The sequence below is a fragment of the Enterobacter cloacae complex sp. HYC003_NIDB genome (genome assembly GCF_056673375.1).
This window is the reverse complement of sequence record NZ_CP114220.1, coordinates 307,225-326,182: the sequence shown is the minus strand read 5'-3', so window position 1 is coordinate 326,182 and position 18,958 is coordinate 307,225. Positions and strand designations below refer to the sequence as shown.

Annotated in this window: 18 protein-coding genes; 5 read left to right on the top strand and 13 right to left on the bottom strand. The window is 57.9% G+C overall.

Translation table 11 applies throughout. The features are described from left to right. Positions 1–111: 111 nt before the first annotated feature. The 6 genes from ugpB to livK all read right to left on the bottom strand — a co-directional run bounded on the left by ugpB (position 112) and on the right by livK (position 6,521). A complete protein-coding gene (ugpB, locus tag O1722_RS01475) occupies positions 112–1,428 on the bottom strand; it encodes a sn-glycerol-3-phosphate ABC transporter substrate-binding protein UgpB (RefSeq protein ID WP_023295545.1) in 1,317 nt (438 codons plus the stop codon). A 260-nt stretch (positions 1,429–1,688) separates the two neighbouring features. Then, on the bottom strand, positions 1,689–2,402 hold the full coding sequence (livF, locus tag O1722_RS01470; protein ID WP_033488074.1) for a high-affinity branched-chain amino acid ABC transporter ATP-binding protein LivF: 714 nt from the start codon (positions 2,400–2,402) through the stop codon (positions 1,689–1,691). Between the two features lies 1 nt (position 2,403). Next, positions 2,404–3,168: a high-affinity branched-chain amino acid ABC transporter ATP-binding protein LivG gene (gene livG / locus O1722_RS01465; protein WP_003861544.1), complete on the bottom strand. Its 765-nt coding sequence runs from the start codon at positions 3,166–3,168 to the stop codon at positions 2,404–2,406. Next, positions 3,165–4,442, bottom strand: coding sequence for a high-affinity branched-chain amino acid ABC transporter permease LivM (locus O1722_RS01460; protein ID WP_003861542.1), 1,278 nt, complete (start codon positions 4,440–4,442; stop codon positions 3,165–3,167). The genes livG and O1722_RS01460 overlap by 4 nt, the downstream gene beginning before the upstream one ends. Further along, positions 4,439–5,365 carry a high-affinity branched-chain amino acid ABC transporter permease LivH gene (gene livH / locus O1722_RS01455; RefSeq protein ID WP_015571470.1) on the bottom strand — a complete coding sequence of 309 codons (927 nt, stop codon included), beginning with the start codon at positions 5,363–5,365 and terminating at the stop codon, positions 4,439–4,441. The genes O1722_RS01460 and livH overlap by 4 nt, the downstream gene beginning before the upstream one ends. Positions 5,366–5,411: 46 nt before the next feature. Then, complete coding sequence (gene livK, locus O1722_RS01450; protein WP_023295547.1) at positions 5,412–6,521, bottom strand: high-affinity branched-chain amino acid ABC transporter substrate-binding protein LivK; 1,110 nt, start codon at positions 6,519–6,521, stop codon at positions 5,412–5,414. A 424-nt stretch (positions 6,522–6,945) separates the two neighbouring features. Between livK and panM the strand changes: the two genes are divergently transcribed. Beyond that, positions 6,946–7,329, top strand: coding sequence for an aspartate 1-decarboxylase autocleavage activator PanM (gene panM / locus O1722_RS01445; RefSeq protein ID WP_015571473.1), 384 nt, complete (start codon positions 6,946–6,948; stop codon positions 7,327–7,329). Between the two features lie 162 nt (positions 7,330–7,491). On the opposite strand, the gene livJ is transcribed toward panM, so the two are convergent. From livJ to ftsY, 6 genes are all read right to left on the bottom strand, one after another. Then, entirely contained in the window at positions 7,492–8,592 is a 1,101-nt protein-coding gene (livJ, locus tag O1722_RS01440) for a branched chain amino acid ABC transporter substrate-binding protein LivJ (RefSeq protein WP_015571474.1), read from the bottom strand. 197 nt (positions 8,593–8,789) lie between these two features. Further along, positions 8,790–10,055 (bottom strand): 4-aminobutyrate--2-oxoglutarate transaminase, encoded by a 1,266-nt coding sequence (locus O1722_RS01435; RefSeq protein WP_017384127.1) that lies wholly within the window; start codon positions 10,053–10,055, stop codon positions 8,790–8,792. A gap of 136 nt (positions 10,056–10,191) precedes the next feature. Continuing rightward, complete coding sequence (gene rpoH / locus O1722_RS01430; protein ID WP_000159624.1) at positions 10,192–11,049, bottom strand: RNA polymerase sigma factor RpoH; 858 nt, start codon at positions 11,047–11,049, stop codon at positions 10,192–10,194. Positions 11,050–11,299: 250 nt separating this feature from the next. Continuing rightward, entirely contained in the window at positions 11,300–12,355 is a 1,056-nt protein-coding gene (ftsX, locus tag O1722_RS01425; protein ID WP_017384126.1) for a permease-like cell division protein FtsX, read from the bottom strand. Continuing rightward, entirely contained in the window at positions 12,348–13,013 is a 666-nt protein-coding gene (gene ftsE / locus O1722_RS01420) for a cell division ATP-binding protein FtsE (RefSeq protein WP_006812284.1), read from the bottom strand. Before ftsE ends, ftsX begins: the two co-directional genes overlap by 8 nt. Positions 13,014–13,015: 2 nt before the next feature. Beyond that, entirely contained in the window at positions 13,016–14,476 is a 1,461-nt protein-coding gene (gene ftsY / locus O1722_RS01415) for a signal recognition particle-docking protein FtsY (protein ID WP_015571476.1), read from the bottom strand. Positions 14,477–14,603: 127 nt separating this feature from the next. On the opposite strand from ftsY, the gene rsmD reads away from it, so the two are divergent. Beyond that, the gene (gene rsmD / locus O1722_RS01410; protein ID WP_015571477.1) at positions 14,604–15,206 is read left to right on the top strand and encodes a 16S rRNA (guanine(966)-N(2))-methyltransferase; all 603 of its coding nucleotides are present in this window, start codon (positions 14,604–14,606) and stop codon (positions 15,204–15,206) included. Continuing rightward, on the top strand, positions 15,190–15,471 hold the full coding sequence (locus tag O1722_RS01405) for a DUF1145 family protein (protein WP_033488075.1): 282 nt from the start codon (positions 15,190–15,192) through the stop codon (positions 15,469–15,471). Before rsmD ends, O1722_RS01405 begins: the two co-directional genes overlap by 17 nt. Positions 15,472–15,554: 83 nt before the next feature. On the opposite strand, the gene O1722_RS01400 is transcribed toward O1722_RS01405, so the two are convergent. Continuing rightward, positions 15,555–15,914 (bottom strand): DUF2500 domain-containing protein, encoded by a 360-nt coding sequence (locus O1722_RS01400; protein ID WP_017384123.1) that lies wholly within the window; start codon positions 15,912–15,914, stop codon positions 15,555–15,557. Between the two features lie 129 nt (positions 15,915–16,043). Here O1722_RS01400 and O1722_RS01395 point away from each other — a divergent pair, with 129 nt between their 5' ends. Both O1722_RS01395 and zntA read left to right on the top strand, forming a co-directional pair. Beyond that, on the top strand, positions 16,044–16,670 hold the full coding sequence (locus tag O1722_RS01395) for a lysoplasmalogenase (RefSeq protein WP_003861515.1): 627 nt from the start codon (positions 16,044–16,046) through the stop codon (positions 16,668–16,670). A gap of 76 nt (positions 16,671–16,746) precedes the next feature. After that, positions 16,747–18,918, top strand: a complete 2,172-nt coding sequence (zntA, locus tag O1722_RS01390) for a Zn(II)/Cd(II)/Pb(II) translocating P-type ATPase ZntA (RefSeq protein WP_033488076.1) — start codon at positions 16,747–16,749, stop codon at positions 18,916–18,918. The last annotated feature ends 40 nt before the right edge of the window (positions 18,919–18,958 follow it).

Below are 18,958 nucleotides of genomic sequence, written 5' to 3'. Positions count from 1 at the left end.
TACCCGGCCTACAAATATTTCTCCCTCTCCCCGTGGGAGAGGGTTGGGGTGAGGGCATCAGCCCGCACGATCCCCGTAGGCCCGGTAAGCGCAGCGCCACCGGGCATTTTTTTACGATTTGGTCGACTGCTCAAAGCGGCGCAGCAGCTGATTTCCGCGCTCTACCGCAGAGTCCAGCGCCTGCTGTGGGGTTTTCTTACCGGTCCACACGCTTTCCAGCTCTTCATCGACGATGGTGCGGATCTGCGGCATGTTGCCCAGACGCAGGCCTTTGGTGAACGGCAACGGCGGCTTGTTCAGCATCTGGCGCGTCGCGATGTCTGCGCCTGGGTTTTTGCTATAGAAGCCCTGCTCGCGGGTCAGGTCGTACGCGGCTTTGGTGATCGGCAGATAGCCGGTCTTCTGGTGCCACTCGGCGGCGTTTTCCGGCTTCGCCAGGAAGTCGAGGAACTCGGCCACGCCTTTGTAGGTGCCGTTGTCTTTACCCTGCATCACCCACAGGCTCGCCCCGCCGATGATAGCGTTTTGCGGCGCGCCTTTAACGTCAGCGTCGTACGGCATCATGCCCACGCCGTAGTTGAATTTGGCATAGTGACGTATATCCGCCAGCGAGCCGGACGAGGCGGTGGTAATGGCACAGTCGCCGTTGTAGAACTTCTCGGTGGATTCGTCTTTACGCCCGAAGTAGCTGAAGTCGCCCTTCTTGTTGAGTGCTTCCAGCAGCGCGATGTGCTTCACCTGCTCCGGCTTGTTGAACTCCAGCACCGCGTCGGTACCGTCGAAGCCGTTATTTTGGGTGGCAACCGGCAGCCCGTGCCAGGCGCTGAAGTTTTCAATCTGGATCCAGCCCTGCCAGCCGCTGGCGTAGCCGCACTTCATCCCCGCCGCTTTCAGCTTCGCGGTGTACTCCGCCAGATCCTGCCAGGTTTTTGGCGGCTGCTCCGGATCTAAACCGGCTTTTTTGAAGGCGTCTTTGTTGTAATACAGCACCGGCGTGGAGCTGTTAAACGGCTGGGACAGCAGATGGCCGGTTTTGGAATCGGTGTAGTAACCCGCTACGGTCGGTACGAACTGGGATTCGTCAAAGTTAATGCCCGCCTCTTTGAACACCTCGTACACCGGCTTGATGGCTTTGGAGGCCATCATTGTCGCGGTGCCCACTTCATAAACCTGTAACAGCGCAGGCGCGTTACCGGTACGGAAGGCGGCGATGCCCGCGCTCAGGCTCTGCTCGTAGTTGCCTTTGTACACCGGCACAATTTTGTAATCCGGGTGGGTGTCGTTGAAACGCTGCGCCAGGGAGTCAACCTCTTTACCCAACTCCCCTTCCATGGAATGCCAGAACGGAATGGTGGTCACAGCCATTGCGTTCGTCGCAAAAGCCAGACCCAGTGCCAGACCCAAAGCTGTGTGTCGTAACGATGTCATTGTCATCTCTCTTATTGTGCCGGATGCGCGATATCACGCGTTTTATGCTCGCGAGGTAACATGACATGCTCGAATGACAGAAAAATAACTGTTTGTTTACAGATAAGTGACAGCCAGGCGTCAGGGGGATGATGGTTGTGTGAAGGGGGATTGGGTGCGGTCTGGTGCCCTCACCCCGGCCCTCTCCCACGGGGAGAGGGAGAAAAGCGATCGGTTCCCTCTCCCTTGAGGGAGAGGGTTAGGGTGAGGGGGAAATGCGATTAACCGCCTAAATACGCACTCCGCACCGCCTCGTTCGCCAGCAGCGCGTCACCGGTATCGGAGAGCACCACGCGCCCGTTCTCCAGCACGTAGCCACGGTCGGCGAGCTTCAACGCCTGGTTGGCGTTCTGCTCGACGAGGAAGATGGTCATCCCCTCTTTGCGCAACTGCTCGATGGTATCGAAGATCTGCTGGATAATGATCGGCGCCAGGCCAAGCGACGGCTCGTCCAGCAGCAGCAGGCGCGGCTGGCTCATCAGCGCGCGGCCAATCACCAGCATCTGCTGCTCGCCGCCGGACATGGTGCCCGCTCGCTGAATACGACGCTCCCACAGGCGCGGGAAGAGTTCGTACACCCACTTGATGCGGGTCTGGAATTCATCCCGATGGGCGAAGAAACCGCCCATCGCCAGGTTCTCTTCCACCGTCATGCGGGAGAATACGCGGCGCCCTTCCGGGACAATCGCCACCGCTTCACGCATGATCTTAGCCGTCTGCCAGTCGGTAATATCTTTGCCGTCAAACACAATCCGCCCGCTGGTGGCGCGCGGGTCGCCGCACAGGGTGCCGAGCAGCGTGGTTTTACCCGCGCCGTTGGCGCCAATCAGGGTGACGATTTCGCCCTGATTGATGTGCAGGCTGACGTCATGCAGCGCCTGGATCTTGCCGTAGTGAGCGTTGACCTTGTCGAACGTTAACATCGATTTTTCCATCTTATGCCTCACCAAGGTATGCGCGGATCACGTCCGGGTTGTTGCGGATCTCTTCCGGCGTGCCGTTCGCCAGCGGCGTGCCCTGGTTTACCACGTAGATACGGTCCGAAATGCCCATCACCAGCTTCATGTCATGCTCAATCAGCAGAATGGTGGTGTCGTGATGATCGCGCAGCTCGGCAATCAGCTCGTCCAGCTCTTTGGTCTCTTTCGGATTGAGACCTGCCGCTGGTTCGTCGAGCATCAGGATCTCCGGCTGGGTCACCATACAGCGCACGATCTCAAGGCGACGCTGATCCCCGTAAGCGAGGTTGCTCGCCTGACGGTTAGCGTGCTGGAGCAGGCCGATACGGTCGAGCCAGGTCGCGGCGCGGTCGAGCGCCTCCTCCTGCGTGCGGCGAAAGGCCGGGGTTTTCAGCAGGCCGGAGAACAGCCCGGTTTTCAGCTGCTGATGCTGTGCCACCAGCAGGTTCTCAATCACCGTCATCTCGCGGAACAGACGCACGTGCTGGAAGGTACGCACCACGCCCATGCGGGCAATCTGCTGGCCCGGCAGCCCTTCAAGGTGCTGGTCGCGCAGCATGATGGTGCCGCCCGTCGGCTTGTAGAAGCCGGTCAAACAGTTAAAGACCGTGGTTTTTCCCGCGCCGTTCGGGCCAATCAGGGAGACAATCTCTTTCTTGTGCAGATCCAGATTCACATTGTTGACCGCCAGCAGGCCGCCAAAGCGCATCATCAGGCCGTTAACGGATAATAAAGGCTTCATGCCTGCTCTCCTTTCGCCTGTGTGCGTTTCAGCTTCAGCTGTGGACGGGTCATCGGCAGCAGACCCTGCGGACGCCAGATCATCATCAGCACCATCAAACCACCCAGCATTAACATGCTGTATTCGTTAAAGTCGCGCATCAGCTCGCGGGAGACCACCAGCAGGATAGCCGCGAGGATCACGGCGAACTGCGAGCCCATTCCACCGAGCACCACAATCGCCAGCACAAAGGCGGATTCGGCAAAGGTGAACGATTCAGGGCTGACGAAGCCCTGACGTGCGGCAAACAGCGTCCCGGCGAAACCGGCAAACGCGGCGCTGATGGTAAATGCGGTCAGCTTGATGCGGGTCGGGTTCAGGCCCAGGGAGCGGCAGGCGATCTCATCTTCGCGCAGCGCTTCCCACGCGCGGCCCAGCGGCATGCGCAGCAGACGGTTGATCACGAACAGGGTAATCACCACCAGCAGCAGCGCCACCAGATAGAGCCAGATCACGCGGTCGGACGGATCGTACTTGATGCCAAAGAAATTGCTGAAGGTATCCCAGCCGCCTTCACGGGCGGTACGGCTGAACTCCAGGCCGAAGAAGGTCGGTTTCGGGATCTGGCTGATGCCGTTCGGACCGCCGGTCACTTCGGTATTGTTGAGCAGCAGAATACGGACGATTTCGCCGAAGCCTAAGGTCACAATCGCCAGATAGTCACCGCGCAGGCGCAGCACCGGGAAGCCGAGCAGGAAGCCCGCCGCGGCAGAGACCAGCCCCGCCAGCGGCAGACAGGTCCAGAAGCCGAGGCCGTAATAGTGGTTCAGCAGCGCGAAGGTGTACGCGCCGATGGCGTAGAACCCGCCGTAGCCCAGCACCAGCAGGCCAGACAGCCCCACCACCACGTTCAGACCCAGCCCCAGAATCACGTAGATCATGGTCAGGGTGGCAATATCCACCGTCCCGCGCGATACCATAAACGGCCACGCCACGGCAGCCACCAGCAGCGCCACCAGGAACAGCTTCTGTTTCACCGTTGTACCGTCGATCGCCGGCAGGACGAATTTCGGCCCGGAGACGTTTTTCAGCGTCTTCTGGAACAGCGGACGCAACAGCTGGAACAAGAACACCACCGCGGTGCCGATAAACACCCACTGCCAGCGGATGTCGGGAGCGGTATCCACCACCAGCTTCGTGCCGTCCAGTCCTAACTGGACGCCCATAAAGACGCCCGCCAGGACGAAGAACATGGCGGCAGAGAGCAGCGCCATCGCAAAATGCATCGGTTTCATACTTTCTCTACCTCCGGACGGCCCAGAATACCGGTAGGCATTACCAGCAGAACCAGAATCAGCAGGGCAAACGACACCACATCTTTATATTCGGTGCTCAGGTACGCCGAGGAGAGCGCTTCGGCCACGCCCAGGATCAGGCCGCCGATCATCGCGCCCGGAATGCTGCCGATGCCGCCCAGTACCGCCGCGGTGAAGGCTTTCATCCCGGCCATAAAGCCGATGTACGGGTTGATTACGCCGTAGAACTGGCCGAGCAACACGCCAGCCACCGCCGCCATCGCTGCGCCGATCACGAAGGTCAGGGCAATCACGCGGTCGGTGTTAATCCCGAGCAAGCTCGCCATCTTCAGATCTTCCGCGCAGGCGCGGCAGGCGCGTCCCATGCGGGAGTAGCGGATGAACAGGGTCAGGGCCAGCATGGCAATAAAGGTCACAACCCAGATAACCAGCTGCATGGTGGTGATGGTGGCAGAGAAGTTTTCGCTGGCCCCTACAATCCACTGGCCGTTAAACAGGCTTGGCAGCGCCACGTCGCGTGAACCTTCGGTCAGGCTGACGTAGTTTTGCAGGAAAATGGACATACCGATGGCGGAGATCAGCGCGATCAGGCGTTTGGAGCTGCGCACCGGCCGGTAGGCCACCCGTTCAATACTCCAGCCGTAGGCGCTGGCGATCACAATCGCGCCGACAAACCCGGCGGCCACCAGCAGCCAGCTGCTGTCGATGCCCATCATCATCAGCGCGGCGATAATCATAAAGGAGACGTAGCTACCGATCATGTACACCTCGCCGTGGGCGAAGTTGATCATGCCGATAATGCCGTAAACCATCGTGTAGCCGATGGCGATCAGCGCGTAGGTGCTTCCCAGCGTGACGCCGTTAAACATCTGCTGCAAGAAGTAGAGAAACTGCTCGGACATAAGAAAACCTTTTTATACCCGCCCGGTGAGCCGGGCGGTGGGATGATTATTTGGCGACCGAGGAAGACCCGTCGGCGTGCCACTTAAAGACACCAAACTCAAATCCCTTCAGATCGCCTTTCTCATCCCAGTTCAGCGGCCCAATCACGGTGTTCGCCCCGTGTGCTTTTAAATCTTTCACCAGATCCAGCGGCTCTTTACTGCCGGTACGGTCCAGCGCGGTGGCCAGAGACTGCACGGCCGCGTAGGTGATCCAGACGTACGGACCGCTCGGATCTTTCTTCTGCGCCTTGAGCGCATCCACGATAGCCTTATTCGCCGGATCCTGGTCATAGCGTTTTGGCATCGTCACCAGCATGCCTTCGGCAGAATCGCCCGCGATGTTGGACAGGGAGGCATTACCGACGCCCTCAGGCCCCATAAACTGGGTTTTCAGGCCGGTGGCGCGCGCCTGGCGCAGCATCTGCCCCATTTCCGGGTAGTAGCCGCCGTAGTAAACAAAGTCGATGTTCTCTTTTTGCAGGCGGGCGATCAGCGCGGAGAAGTCTTTCTCACCGGCGGTAATGCCGTCGAAGAAGACGATATTCGCCCCGCCTTTTTTCAGGCCGTCCTGTACGGAACGCGCCAGGCCTTCGCCATACTGCTGCTTATCATGAATGATGGCGATACGCTGCGGCTTAACGGTTTCGAGGATGTATTTGGCGGCGGTTGGCCCCTGAGAGGAGTCCAGACCGGCGGTACGCATGATGTGCTGGTAGCCGCGCTGGGTCAGTTCCGGGTTGGTGGCACCCGGGGTGATCATCAGAATGCCTTCGTCTTCGTAGATATCAGACGCAGGCTGCGTGGAGGAAGAACACAGGTGCCCGATGACGTACTGGATACCGTCGTTAACGATTTTGTTGGCGACCGCGACGGCCTGTTTAGGATCGCAGGCGTCGTCATACTCCACGCCTACCAGCTTGTCGCCTTTGATGCCGCCTTTGGCGTTGATATCTTTGATGGCCTGACGCGCGCCGTTGAACTCCATGTCACCCCACTGGGCAACAGGGCCGGACATCGCCCCCACTACCGCAACTTTAATGTCGTCTGCCATAGCGGCATGCGAGATCGACAGTGCGACCATCCCCGCGATTAACGTCTTCGCGTTCCTTTTCATCTCTGAATCCCCATTCGTGATGTCATGTTTATATTTTGTTTTATTATGGTTAAAAAGCATTCTGTACTTTTTATGAACAACGCTATTTTTACCAGTGCCTTTAATGGTTTAGCGCAGTTTTTTGTCAAAAACCAGACTAAAATCTCTATTTTTCAGGCGATTAAGCAAAGATAATATTCTGAAATCAGGCGGAGATAAACAAATAAAAGCGCGGTTTGCAGCATAAAATAACGGTACAAAGCGCCGAATAAATCACTGCCCTTCAGGTTAAAATTCTGCTTATTTTTCGATCCATGTGTTTTCAAACTGCCCATCGCGCTGCCAAAAAACTAATCACCTGGTAAATGGGAAGAAAAAGAGAAAGCGCCTGAGCAAATAAATTGAGTACACTGGCCCTACTCTTTTTGATTTGGACAAGCAGCTAATGAAACTGACTATCGTGCGTCTGGTGACCTTTAGCGACCAGGATCGTATCGACCTGGGCAAGATCTGGCCGGAATATTCCCCTTCATCGCTGGCCGTCGATGAAAACCACCGCATCTATGCCGCGCGTTTTAATGAACGTCTGCTGGCCGCCGTCCGCGTAACGCTGAGCGGCACGGAAGGGGCGCTGGACTCCCTGCGCGTGCGCGACGTGACCCGTCGTCGCGGGGTCGGGCAGTATTTGATTGAAGAGGTGATCCGCGAAAACCCGAGCGTAACCTCCTGGTGGATGGCCGACGTGGGCGTAGAGGATCGCGGCGTGATGGCGGCGTTTATGCAGGCGTTAGGGTTTACGGCGCAGGCGAACGGGTGGGAGAAGCGCTAAAAGAAAGCCGGGTGGCGGCTGCGAGGTGCTCATTGTAGGCCCGGCAAGCGAAGCGCCACCGGGCAAAAGAGGGCTGAGCGGGCTGATGCCCTCACCCCGGCCCTCTCCCACGGGGAGAGGGAGAAAACATTAAAAAAGGCAACTTGCGTTGCCTTTTTACGTTTATTTTGCGTCAGTCGCCGTGCCGTTGGCATGCCAGTCAAACACGCCGAACTCGAAGCCCTTCAAATCGCCCTTCTCATCCCAGGACAGCGGCCCCATCACGGTTTCCACCGAGTTCGCTTTCAGCCAGGTGGCAATCTCCGCCGGATCGGCTGACTGGTTCAGGCCCGCTTGCAGAGACTGCAACGCTGCGTAGGTGGTCCAGACGAACGCACCGCTTGGATCCTGTTTCTTCGCCTTGATGGCATCGACAACAGGTTTGTTCGCAGGCACCTGGTCGTAGTTCTTCGGTTTGGTCACCAGCAGCCCTTCAGCGGATTCACCCGCGATATTAGACAGGGAAACGTTCGCGACACCTTCTGGCCCCATGAACTGCGTCTTCAGACCCGCCGCACGCGCCTGGCGCAGGATCTGCCCCATTTCCGGGTGGTAGCCGCCGTAGTAAACGAAATCGATATTTTCTTTCTTCAGACGCGCGACCAGGGTCGAGAAGTCTTTCTCACCGGCGGTGATACCGTCAAAGAACACCACGTTGGCGTTCGCTTTTTTCAGGTTATCCTGCACCGCACGGGCCAGGCCTTCGCCGTACTGCTGTTTGTCATGAACAATCGCGATGCGCTGCGGCTTCACTTTTTCCACGATGTATTTCGCGGCGGTTGGCCCCTGATCGGAGTCCAGACCGGTGGTACGCAGGATCAGCTTATAGCCGCGCGCGGTCAGCTCTGGCGCCGTCGCGGCCGGCGTGATCATCAGAATGCCTTCGTCTTCGTAGATGTCAGACGCGGGCTGGGTGGAAGAGGAGCACAGGTGACCGATAACGTATTTGATCCCGTCGTTTACCACTTTGTTCGCCACCGCGACCGCCTGTTTCGGGTCACAGGCATCGTCATATTTTACGATTTGCAGCTTTTCGCCCTTGATGCCGCCCTTAGCATTAATGTCTGCAACCGCCTGTTCCGCGCCGGTAAATTCCTGGTCGCCGTACTGTGCTACCGGACCGGACATCGCGCCCACCACGGCCACTTTAATATCGGCCTGCGCCATAGTGCTGAATGCCAACGCGATACATCCTGCCAGTAACGCTTTACCCTTCATGTTCATCCTGAGATTCCCCATTATTATGGTTATAACGATTGTTGTGATGTTGTTGTGTAGCGCTTTATTTCAGTTATAGGCGTGCTGCTCGCGCTTTTTCAGCATACTCTGCTAAAACATACCCCATTTTTATGATTTTGGAATAGCTAATTTGAAATGAAAATATGATAAGCCCGACCGTTATTTCAGCCGGGCTTTTGGCTTTATCGTGTCAGCGAGGCGGAAATAATATCCAGCGCTTTACGGAACTGCGCTTCGGGGATGGTGAGCGGGTAGAGGAAGCGAATAACGTTGCCGTAAACGCCGCAGCTCAAAAGCAGCAGCCCTTCGTTCAACGCGCGCTCCTGAACCTGACGGGTAAATTCGGGCGACGGCTGTCCGGTTTGCGGATCGGTAAATTCTACCGCCACCATCGAGCCCTGCCCACGGATATCGGCGATATACGGACAGCCATCCTTCGCTTTATTCAGCACCTCGACCAGATGATGCCCGAGATGCGCCGCGCGGGTGCAGAGATCGTCCTCGTCAATCACATCCAGCACCGCATGGGCCGCCGCAATCGCCAGCGGGTTACCCGCGTAGGTTCCGCCCAGCCCGCCCGGGGCGGGCGCATCCATCACCTCCGCCCGGCCAGAGACGGCAGAGAGCGGCATCCCGCCCGCCAGGCTTTTCGCCATGGTGATCAGATCGGGCTTCACGCAGTGGTTTTCCATGGAGAACAGCTTGCCGGTACGGGCGAAGCCGGTTTGCACTTCGTCGGCAATCAGTAAAATCCCGTGGGTATCGCACAGGGCACGCAGCGCCTGCATAAAATCAGCGGGCGCGACGTTGAACCCGCCCTCGCCCTGAACCGGTTCAATAATGATTGCCGCCACCTGATCGGGCGCGATATCGGCTTTGAAGATGCGCTCCAGGCTTTTTAGCGCTTCGGCGGTACTAACCCCGTGCAGGCTGTTGGGGAATTGCGCGTGGTACACCGAGCCGGGGAACGGGCCGAAGCCGAGCTTATAGGGCGCCACTTTGCCGGTCATCGCCATGGTCATAAAGGTACGGCCGTGGAACGCGCCGCCGAAGGTGATAAGGCCGGGACGTCTGGTGTACGCGCGGGCGATTTTCACCGCGTTTTCGACCGCTTCCGCCCCCGTTGAGAAGAAGGCGGTTTTGGCTGGCCCCTCTATGGGTACGCGCTGGTTGATGCGCTCGGCAAGCGCCACATAACCTTCATAGGGGACGATTTGATAAGCGGTATGGGTAAAGGCGTGAAGCTGTTTTTCGATGGCGGCGATAACTTTAGGATGGCGATGCCCGGTATTCAGCACGGCGATCCCGGCGGCAAAATCAATATACTCGTTACCTTCCACGTCCCACACCGTGGCGTTTTCGGCTTTATCGGCATAGAAGTTACACATGACGCCGATACCGCGCGGCGTCGCCTGTAAACGCCGGTCGTTCAGTTCGTTATTTTTCACCCTGTCACCCTCTGAAAGTCGCCTGCTTAGCGCATCAGTAAGTGTTTGCCAGGGGGAAGAAATTCGCCAGAGCGGGCGCTAAAAAAACAAAACCCCCGAATTTGCATTCGAGGGTTCTCGGTGTACTTCGCGGAAATTACGCTTCGATAGCGGCGCGAAGTTTTTTCATGGCGTTTTTCTCAAGCTGACGCACACGTTCAGCAGAGACGCCGTAGCGGTCGGCCAGTTCCTGCAACGTGGACTTGTTATCTTCGTCCAGCCAGCGGGCACGAATAATATCCTGGCTACGCTCGTCGAGGCCTTCCATCGCGAAGGTCAGCTTGTTCGCCGCCTGGTCTTCCCAGTTATCCTCTTCAATGCCGTCAGCAAAGTTAGAGGTTTTATCCTGTAGATACAGAACCGGGGCCATCGGCTGGCTGTCGGACGCGTCATCGTCGGCAGACATATCAAACGTCATGTCCTGCGCGGCCATACGGGATTCCATCTCGCGGACGTCTTTGCTGGAAACGCCCAGCTCGCGCGCCACCATTTCCACTTCATCCTGATTGAACCAGCCCAGACGCTGCTTGGTTTTACGCAGGTTGAAGAACAGTTTGCGCTGCGCTTTCGTCGTGGCGACTTTCACAATACGCCAGTTACGCAGGACGTATTCGTGAATTTCCGCTTTGATCCAGTGCACGGCGAAGGAGACGAGTCGCACACCCACTTCCGGGTTAAAGCGACGTACCGCCTTCATCAGGCCAATGTTACCTTCCTGAATCAGGTCCGCCTGCGGCAGGCCGTAGCCCGCATAATTACGAGCAACGTGAACAACAAAGCGCAGGTGAGACAGGATCAGCGTTTTAGCTGCTTCCAGATCGCCCTGGTAATGCAGCTTTTCAGCAAGCTCCTTTTCTTCCTCAGCCGTTAACATCGGCCAGGTGTTCGCAGCCCGGATGTAAGATTCCAGGTTACCAACAGGGGCTAAAGCTAAAGTTTGCATTTCTTTGGTCATTCATTCCTCTCAATGTTTCTTCTGGTCCAGGTTGTCCCCGTCAGGCAACAACCATGCCAAAGCGTTTGAGCAACGAGATTAGCATTCACTCTTTTATCAGACAGTGATTTTATCCACAAGTTCCAGGTGCAACAGTGAATAAATTACGCACAAAATGTGACATGAAGATGATTACAGGGGAAGTGACAACAGGGACGCTTTCCCTGCAAGCGAACATCTCGGTGCAGGGAAAGATTATATCACGCTTTTATTAGTCGGGAGTAAAGTGGCGTAAATGTTGAACCGTTGCCAGCCATGCCGCCACCCAGCCGATCATGGAGCACACCAGCAGCAACAGCAGGCACTCATCGAACCCTAAGCCACTGATATCAAACTTAGTTCCGAAAACCTGCGCCACTTCAGTCACGGCAGACGACAGCCGCATCACCAAAATTTCTGACAATATCAATGAAAGAAATGCACCAGAAAAACCTAATAACGCGCCGCCGTAAAGGAATGGGCGGAGGATGAAACCATCCGTTGCGCCAATCAGTTTCTGCACGTTGATGGTATCGCGACGGGCGAAGATGCTCAGGCGCACGCTATTACCGATGACGAGGAACACCGCCGCCACCATCAGCACGCCGATCATCGCCGACACGCGTCCTACCAGCCCGGTCAGGGCGGCAAGACGGGCAAACCAGCTGTCGTCCATGCGCACTTCATCAATCCCGTTAATGCGGGTAATGCGGTCGCGCAGGGTGTTGAGCGAATCCGTGCCCTGGAAATCGAGTTTCGGGATCACCACCGCCACCGCGGGCAGCGGGTTCTCTTCAAGCATATCCAGCGCGCCGCCGAATCCGGACCAGTTGCGGAACTCACCCAGCGCTTCATCGCGGGAAAGATAGTTCACCTTCTCCACGCCCTGCTCGGCCTGAATCTGCCCCACCACCTGAGCCGCCGCGTTATCGTCGAGGGCTTTATCCAGATAAACGGTGATCTGCGGCGACGGATAGTACTGGGACGCCGCCTGGTTTACGTTTTTGTAAACCATGTAGCAGACGCTGGGCAGCGTCAGGGAGATGGCAATCACCATCACCGTCAGGAACGTCGCCAGCGGTTTGCTTTTCAGATCCTGCAACGCGCCCTGGAAGGCGTACCGCACCTGCTCGTTAAAGACGTTGGTTTTGCGGGAGTTCGGTTTCGGTGCCGCTTTGGCACGCTTAGGCGCATTGCGATTGCCGTCCCCGCCGCCCTGAGGCTTGCGGAAACGGTCAAACCGGTTGCTGAACTGCCGAATCTGGTTCATTGCATCACGCTTATTCACCGTGGCCTCCGTGCAAATGCCCGTCGCTCAGGGTCAGCATGCGGTACGAACGGCGGGAGATCAGCCCCATGTCGTGCGTCGCCATCAGTACCGTGACCCCCACGCGGTTAAATTCCTCAAACAGACGCAGGATCCCTTCAGAGAGGGCATCGTCCAGGTTACCGGTCGGTTCATCCGCCAGCAAAACGGCAGGCTTGTTCACTACCGCGCGGGCGATACCCACGCGCTGCTGCTCACCGCCGGAGAGCTGGATCGGGAAGTTCTTCGCTTTGTCCAGCAGCCCGACCTTATCCAGCGCCGCCGAAACGCGACGGCGGATATCATCGTAACTGGCGCCAGCAATAATCAGCGGGATCGCGACGTTATCGAAAACCGTGCGATCCATCAGCAGGTGGTGATCCTGGAAAATCATGCCAATCTGACGACGCAGGAACGGCACTTCACGGTTCTTAAGACGGCTAATTTCATGGCCGCTGAACCAGATTTTCCCGGCGCTTGGCCGCTCGATCCCACAGATCAGCTTGAGCAGGGTACTTTTCCCCGCGCCGGAATGGCCGGTCAGGAATGCCATCTCGCCTGGCTGGAGGTGGAATGTCACCCCCTGTAGCGCTTGTCTCCCGCCGAGATAGGCCTTGCTGACGTGTTCAAAGCGAATCATTGTTAGTCCTCTCGGGCAAATAGTGCCTCAATAAAGTCGTCCGCTTTAAACGGACGTAAATCCTCAATACGCTCGCCCACACCGATGTAACGGATAGGAATGCCGAACTGGTCGGCCACGGAGAAGATCACCCCGCCTTTCGCGGTCCCGTCCAGCTTGGTCAGCGCGATCCCGGTCAGTCCTACCGCTTCATGGAACAGTTTCGCCTGGCTGATGGCGTTCTGTCCGGTGCTGGCGTCGATAGTCAGCATAATTTCATGCGGTGCATCTTCGTCCAGCTTCTTCATGACGCGAACGATTTTCTTCAGCTCTTCCATCAGGTGCGATTTGTTCTGCAAACGCCCTGCGGTATCCGCAATCAGCACGTCCACGTTACGCGACTTCGCCGCCTGGATGGCATCGAAAATCACGGACGCGGAATCCGCGCCGGTGTGCTGAGCAATAACCGGAATATTGTTGCGCTGGCCCCACACCTGAAGCTGTTCCACCGCTGCCGCACGGAAGGTATCGCCCGCCGCCAGCATCACCGATTTGCCCTGCTGCTCAAACTGGCGCGCCAGCTTGCCGATGGTGGTGGTTTTGCCCACGCCGTTGACGCCAACCATCAGGATAACAAACGGCATTTTGCCTTCAATATTAAGCGGTTCGTCAACTTTTGCGAGAATTTCACCCATCTCGTCTTTCAGCAGGCCGTACAGCGCCTCGGCGTCACGCAGCTGTTTGCGGCTCGCCCCTTCGGTCAGGTTGGCGATGATCTTCCGGGTGGTTTCCACGCCCACGTCCGCAATCAGCAGCTGCTCTTCCAGCTCCTCAAACAGATCGTCGTCGATCTTTTTGCCGCGGAACAGACTGATAAATCCGGAACCTAAATTTTCTTTGGTTTTGAGCAGGCTGCGCTTCAGGCGCGCGAAGAAACCTTCTTTGGTCGGTTTTTCTTGCTCCTGAACGATCTCTTCTTCGGCCTGCGCTTCCACCGGCACGACGATGACCGCTTCTTCAGCCGCTTCCGCCGCCAGCGCCTGGGCTTCCAGCTCTTCGTCGGTCAGCTCTGGCTCAAGGGCCGCTTCTTCTTCCACCGCCTCAACAATTTCAACGGTTTCCGCTTCGGCCTGCCACTCTTCGGCAGAAACCTCTTCAGCTTTCACCTCTTCCGGCAGCGGCAGCTCTTCGTGTTCGATAGTGGCCTGCGGCGCTTCGTTAAGGGTTTCTACGATAACCGGCTCTGGTTTTTCGCTCTCCTGAACCTGTTCAGTAACCTCAACCACCTCTTCGGCAAAGGATTCAATCTCTTCTTTGCTGTGGGCTGGCTCTTCCGCTTCGACAACCGCAGCGGTTTCGACAGGCGTTTCAGGCTGTGACGGCTCTTCTACAACCTGCTGTTCTTCGGTTTTCTGTTCTGTTTCTTGCTCTTTTTCACCGAAACCCAACCAGGAAAAGAAGCCACGTTTTTTTTGTTTTGCCATCTGCGACTACACTCCTCGCGGCGCTATATACAGGGAAGCTAAAAAAATGATGAAATAGTCTAACACTTTACTTAATTGACATCACCGCCCGCAATCGCAGGGCAATGGTTAACAGAGCTTTCCTGAGATGAAGAAACCCACCCGCGCCCCGGCCGGTCAAATTCGCATTATCGGCGGTCAGTGGCGAGGCCGGAAATTACCGGTGCCGGACAGCCCCGGTTTACGCCCCACCACGGACCGCGTTCGCGAGACGCTGTTTAACTGGCTCGCCCCGTCTATGGTAGACGCCAACTGCCTGGACTGCTTCGCCGGAAGCGGTGCATTGGGGCTGGAAGCGCTGTCGCGTTATGCCGCCAGCGCCACGCTGCTGGAGATGGAGCGCGGCGTCGCGCAGACATTGCAGCAAAATCTGGCTACGCTGAAGGCAACCAACGCGAAAGTGGTGAATACCAACACGCTGAGCTTCCTCGCCCAACAGGGGACGCCGTTCAACGTGGTGTTTGTTGACCCGCCGTTCCGTAAAGGGCTGCTGGAAGAGACATTATCGTTGCTGGAAAAAAATGGCTGGCTGGCAGACGACGCGCTGATTTACGTTGAAAGCGAAGTGGAAAATGGCCTGCCGCCCGTTCCCGTTCACTGGGATCTGCACCGCGAGAAGGTCGCCGGCCAGGTGGCTTATCGTCTGTATCACCGTCAGGCACAAGGAGGATCCGATGCCAGTACTGATTAACGTAGGGCGCGTGCTGATGCTGGGCGTCTGGGCATTTTTGATTTTGAATCTGGTGCACCCGTTCCCGCGTCCGCTGAATATCTTTATTAACGTGGCGCTGATTTTTACCGCTTTCATGCATGCCTTGCAGATGGTGATGCTGAAAAACGGTCTGCCGAAAGATGGCCCACCGATGACCGGCTGGCAGCAGCTGCGGGTGTTTATTTTCGGCGTGTTTGAGCTGCTGGTGTGGATGAAGAAGTTTAAGGCGCTGGTGAAGAAGTAGGCCCCTCACCCTAACCCTCTCCCAAGGGGAGAGGGGACGATTACACCCTCTCCCCTTGGGAGAGGGCCGGGGTGAGGGGAAAACTACAGCTCCGGTTCAAATCCTTCAAACCGCGACCCTTTGTAACTCAGCGTGCCTTTCTCCCCCACCGTCAGCTGGTGGTACTGCTGCGCCTCCAGGCGGAAGGTCATCTCCAGCCCGCCGGTTTCCGGCTTAAAGCTCGCTTCATAGCGCATCGTTGTGCCCGCTGGCGTCACCTGCTGCTGGCGGGAGCGGCGGTCGTTAAGCGGCTTCTCACGCTTGTTCGTCACCACCACGCGCTTTTGCATCAGCGGCGCGGCGTCATTGTCGGCCTTCTCACGGCGCTGCTGCACGAAGCGAAACGAGGCGGCAATGACGATAATCGCCACCACGATAATGAAAAACAGCGGCATCTTGCTCATTGAAAAATCCCATCAGATTATGCGGAATTCAGGATACCTCGCCTGCCCCGGCATTGCCAAACGCCCGCTCGCGTCACTACACTGGATCAGGAACTGATCATTCAGCCTCAACAGTTACAGGGAGTTAATATGCTTTGGTCATTTATCGCTGTCTGTTTTTCCGCATGGCTATACGTCGATGCGTCCTACCGTGGCCCAGCCTGGCAGCGCTGGTTGTTTAAACCCGTCACGCTATTACTCCTGCTGTTGCTTGCCTGGCAGGCCCCGATGTTTAACGCCGTTAGCTATCTTGTCCTCGCGGGGCTGTGTGCTTCCCTGATTGGCGATGCCTTAACCCTGCTGCCGCGCCAGCGCCTGCTGTACGCCGTGGGGGCGTTCTTCCTGTCGCATCTGCTCTATACCATCTACTTTGCCAGCCAGATGACGCTCTCCTTCTTCTGGCCGCTGCCGCTGGTGCTGCTGGTGATTGGCGCCCTGCTGATCGCGGTGATCTGGTCGCGTCTGGAAGAGATGCGTCTCCCGGTCTGTACGTTTATCGCCATGACGCTGGTGATGGTGTGGCTGGCGGGCGAGCTGTGGTTCTTCCGTCCGACCGCTCCGGCAATGTCTGCGTTCTTTGGTGCCGCACTGTTGCTGTTGGGTAATATCGTCTGGCTGGGCAGCCACTATCGCCGCCGCTTCCGTGCGGATAATGCGATTTCCGCCGCCTGTTACTTTGCCGGACACTTCCTGATTGTGCGTTCGCTGTATATCTAAATAACGCTTGACTCTGGAGTCGACTCCAGAGTGTATGCTGCGGTTAATGAGAAAATTATCATTACCGGAGACTGCCATGTCGACTCCAGAAATACCTAAAAAAGTTCCCCAATTCTCGGCACTTAAGCTCAGCCCGGTTCCGCCAAAAGAGGACTGCTGCTGCGAGGGCGCGTGCGAAACCCGGACCGAAGCGCTGCCTGAAAACGGCAATCACTATAGCTGGGTGGTCAACGGCATGGACTGCGCGGCCTGCGCCCGCAAAGTGGAAAATGCGGTGAAGCAGGTGCCGGGTGTGAAACACGTTCAGGTGCTGTTCGCTACCGAAAAGCTGCTGGTCAGCGCCGAAAACGACGTCAGCAGACAGGTTGAAGCCGCCGTCAGCAAAGCGGGTTATACCCTGCGCAGCGAAACGGCGCCCGCAGAAAAAACGTCCCCGCTAAAAGAAAATCTGCCGCTCATTACCCTCATCATCATGATGGCCCTGAGCTGGGGGCTGGAGCAAATCAACCACCCGTTCGGCAACCTGGCGTTTATCGCCACCACGCTGGTTGGCCTGTTCCCGATTGCGCGTCAGGCGCTGCGTCTGATGAGAAGCGGCAGCTGGTTTGCCATCGAAACGCTGATGAGCGTGGCGGCTATCGGGGCGCTGTTTATTGGCGCGACGGCGGAAGCGGCGATGGTGCTGCTGCTGTTCTTAATTGGCGAACGCCTTGAGGGCTGGGCGGCGAGCCGGGCGCGTAAAGGGGTGAGCGCGCTGATGGCGCTGAAGCCGGAAACCGCCACGCGGGTTATTCGTGGTCAGCGTGAAACGGTCGCCATCAATACCCTGCGCCCGGGCGACGTGATTGAAGTGCCCGCAGGCGGACGTCTGCCAGCCGATGGGGCCCTCATTACCGCCACCGCGAGCTTTGACGAAAGCGCCCTGACCGGGGAATCCATCCCGGTAGCGCGCGCGGCAGGTGAAAAGGTGCCTGCGGGCGCCACCAGCGTCGACCGACTGGTGCTGCTGACGGTCCTTTCCGAACCGGGCGACAGCGCCATCGACCGCATCCTCAGGCTGATAGAAGAAGCCGAGGAGCGCCGCGCGCCGGTAGAACGCTTTATCGATCGCTTCAGCCGGATTTACACCCCCGCCATCATGCTGGTGGCGCTGCTGGTCACCGTCGTCCCGCCGCTGTTCTTCGGCGCGCCGTGGGAGGGCTGGATTTACAAAGGGCTGACGCTGCTGCTGATCGGCTGTCCGTGTGCGCTGGTGATCTCCACCCCGGCGGCGATTACCTCAGGGCTGGCGGCGGCGGCACGTCGCGGGGCGCTGATTAAGGGCGGCGCGGCGCTGGAACAGCTGAGCCAGATTCAGCACATCGCCTTCGATAAAACCGGCACGCTGACCGTCGGCAAGCCGCAGGTGACCGGCGTGTATCCGCAGGACATCAGTGAAGACGAGTTGCTTATACTGGCCGCCGCCGTTGAACAGGGCTCCACCCACCCTCTGGCGCAGGCGATTGTGCGTGAAGCGAAGGGGCGCGGGCTGAACATCCCTCCGGCAACGGCCCAGCGAGCGCTGGTCGGGTCGGGGATTGAGGCTGTGGTCGAAGGCAAAAAAGTGCTGATCGCCGCGGCAGGCGCGTTCCCGAATCCACAGGTTGAGACATTAGAGCAGGCCGGGCAGACGGTCGTTGCCGTGATGCAGGACGGTGTACCGATGGGCATGCTGGCGCTGCGCGACACCCTGCGTGACGATGCGAAAGACGCCGTCGACGCGCTGCACAGGCTGGGGGTACAGGGCGTGATCCTGACCGGTGATAACCCGCGCGCGGCGGCGGCGATTGCCGGCGAGCTGGGGCTGGAGTTTAAGGCCGGATTGTTGCCTGCGGATAAAGTCAGCGCGGTAACCGAGCTGAACGGTCATGCCCCGCTGGCGATGGTCGGGGACGGGATAAACGATGCCCCGGCAATGAAGGCTTCCACCATCGGCATTGCGATGGGCAGCGGCACCGATGTGGCGCTGGAGACGGCGGATGCGGCGCTGACCCACAACCGCCTGACCGGGCTGGCGCAGATGATAGATCTTGCGCGAGCGACGCGGGCCAATATTCGGCAGAACATCAGCATTGCGCTGGGTCTGAAGGGGATTTTCCTGGTCACCACGCTGCTCGGCATGACCGGACTGTGGCTGGCGGTACTGGCGGATACGGGGGCGACGGTGCTGGTGACGGCGAACGCGTTGCGGCTGTTGCGCCGTCGGTAAAAATGCCCGGTGGCGGCTACGCCTTACCGGGCCTACAACA